Source organism: Actinomycetota bacterium (assembly GCA_005774595.1).
Classification (GTDB): Bacteria; Actinomycetota; Coriobacteriia; order Anaerosomatales; family D1FN1-002; genus D1FN1-002.
Map to the genome: position 1 here is coordinate 1 of VAUM01000346.1, position 1,910 is coordinate 1,910.

The following is a 1,910-nucleotide window of genomic DNA, read 5'->3' on the forward strand; positions in this document are numbered from 1 at the left end:
GCAGGCGGCTCCAGGCGATGAGCAAGGGCCGCTACCGGCTGGAGCGGCAGCGCGAGGGTTCGCGCAAGAACCGGCCGGCGGGCTTGGACCTGGCCGTGTTCGACGAGTTCTCGGGCACGTCGCGCTCAGCGGTGACGCTGTCCGGCGGTGAGAGCTTCCTCGCGGCGCTGTCGCTCGCGCTCGGGCTCGCCGAGACGGTGCAGCAGCACGCGGGCGCGACGCCGCTCGACACGATCTTCGTCGACGAGGGGTTCGGCGCACTCGATCCCGACTCGCTCCAGCTCGCGATGGACGCGCTGATGCAGCTGCAGGCGAGCGGCCGGCTGGTCGGCATCATCTCGCACGTCCCCGAACTGCGTGAGGTCATCGCTGCGCGGCTGGTCGTGACAGGCGGCGCGACGGGGAGCTCGGCGCGGTTCGAGGTGCCGTAGGACCCGCTCGCCGTGTGCCCTACCCCGTCTCGCCGATCCACACCACGTGCTCGCCGAGGCCGGTCGCGCGTGCTTTGTCGACGAGCCGGCGGTCCGCGGTCAGCAGCGGCGCGTCCTCGTCGATCGCCAGCACGAGGTACAGGCAGTCGTAGACGGTCTCACCGATCTCGCGCGCGAGCCGCAGCGCTGCTGGGGCCAGCGGTGCGGACGGGTGGAGGTCGACGTCGAAGGACATGACCTCCGCGAGGAGCTCGTCGCACTCCGCCTCGCCGAGGTCCGCCCGACGCGCAGCCTTCCAGATCGCGTTCGCGGACTCGAGGATGAGGAGGTCGGGGGCCGCGAGCGTCGTGCCCGAGCCCGCGAGTGCCTCGACCGCCTCCGCGCGAGGCTCACGCAGAAGCCGGACGATCAGTGCGCTGGCGTCGAGTGTCAGCCGCCTCATCGCTCGTCTCTGGTCTCGCGGATGAGTTCGACTGCGGCGCCCTCCGGGAAGCGCCCCTCGAACATCGCGTCGTGCGCCCGCAGGCGCGCGAGCCACTCCTCGCGCGACGGCTTCACGGACGCCGCGAGCGTCGCCTGGACCTCGGCCTGCAGCGACCGGCCGTTGCGCGCCGCGCGCTCACGCAGGCGCTCGAGCACGTGCTCGGGGATGTTGCGGACGAGGAAGTCGGCCATCGCGGCCTCCAGGGAGTCGGCCGGTACTGATACCGATATGATACCACCCACGCGCGCTCCTCTCACCGGGGCTTCGGAACGAGCGTAGCGCGCCGGACTTACCGGGATCGAAACGCGGTCTTACTCCGCGGGCGCCTTCGGCTGGGGCCAGACGAGCAGCGCGAGGGACGCCAGCCCGAGCGCTCCGAGCGCGGCGAGCGAGGTGACCCACGCGCCCGTGTCGAGCGTGAGCGTCAGCGCGGTGCCGCCGAACATCGGATCGAACGGCTCGACGCCCGCGGCGACGAGCAGCAGCTGGGCGAGCGTCACGCACGGCAGCGCGAACAGCGCGAAGATGCGGCGCGCGCAGCCCGCGGTCAAGCCGGACAGGCAGGTGAAGACGCCGGCGCAGGTCGCCCACACGGCGAGCTCACCGGGCCGGAACTCCCACACGAACGACAGCACGGTGGCGATCAGCGATCCGGCGATCCACGCGGCGACGACCCACGCGGACCGCTTCGGCGCCGGGGACGCCACCCGCTCCGCCGCGCCGCGGGCCAGCCCGTCGCCCACGATCGCGGCCACGGAGCCGTAGTTCGCGGGCGTGCAGTAGAGCCGCACGACCGTACGCCACGAGTTGCGCACCGAGATCACGCGCTGCGCGGGGTGGTACACGGCGCGGTGCAGTCCGCGCCACTCGACCGCGCCGGACTCGTTCGCGGTGGCGATCAGCCTCGCGCCCGCGGCGCCCGCGCTGCCCGCGAGCAGGCCGACGATCGCCGTGCCGCGGTCGATCGCCTTCTCCCGGCGCCCGCTCGCCCACGC

The 1,910-nt window shown here is 73.1% G+C and carries 3 protein-coding genes; 1 reads left to right on the plus strand and 2 read right to left on the minus strand.

Going from position 1 to position 1,910, the window contains the following annotated elements:
- Nucleotides 1-431: SMC family ATPase (locus FDZ70_09930; GenBank protein ID TLM68801.1), on the plus strand; the 431-nt coding region annotated here is incomplete at its 5' end.
- A 19-nt stretch (nucleotides 432-450) separates the two neighbouring features.
- On the opposite strand, the gene FDZ70_09935 is transcribed toward FDZ70_09930, so the two are convergent.
- Both FDZ70_09935 and FDZ70_09940 read right to left on the minus strand, forming a co-directional pair.
- Complete coding sequence (locus FDZ70_09935) at nucleotides 451-873, minus strand: type II toxin-antitoxin system VapC family toxin (GenBank protein TLM68802.1); 423 nt, start codon at nucleotides 871-873, stop codon at nucleotides 451-453.
- Nucleotides 870-1,106 (minus strand): Arc family DNA-binding protein, encoded by a 237-nt coding sequence (locus FDZ70_09940; GenBank protein ID TLM68803.1) that lies wholly within the window; start codon nucleotides 1,104-1,106, stop codon nucleotides 870-872. The genes FDZ70_09935 and FDZ70_09940 overlap by 4 nt, the downstream gene beginning before the upstream one ends.
- Nucleotides 1,107-1,910 lie beyond the last annotated feature (804 nt).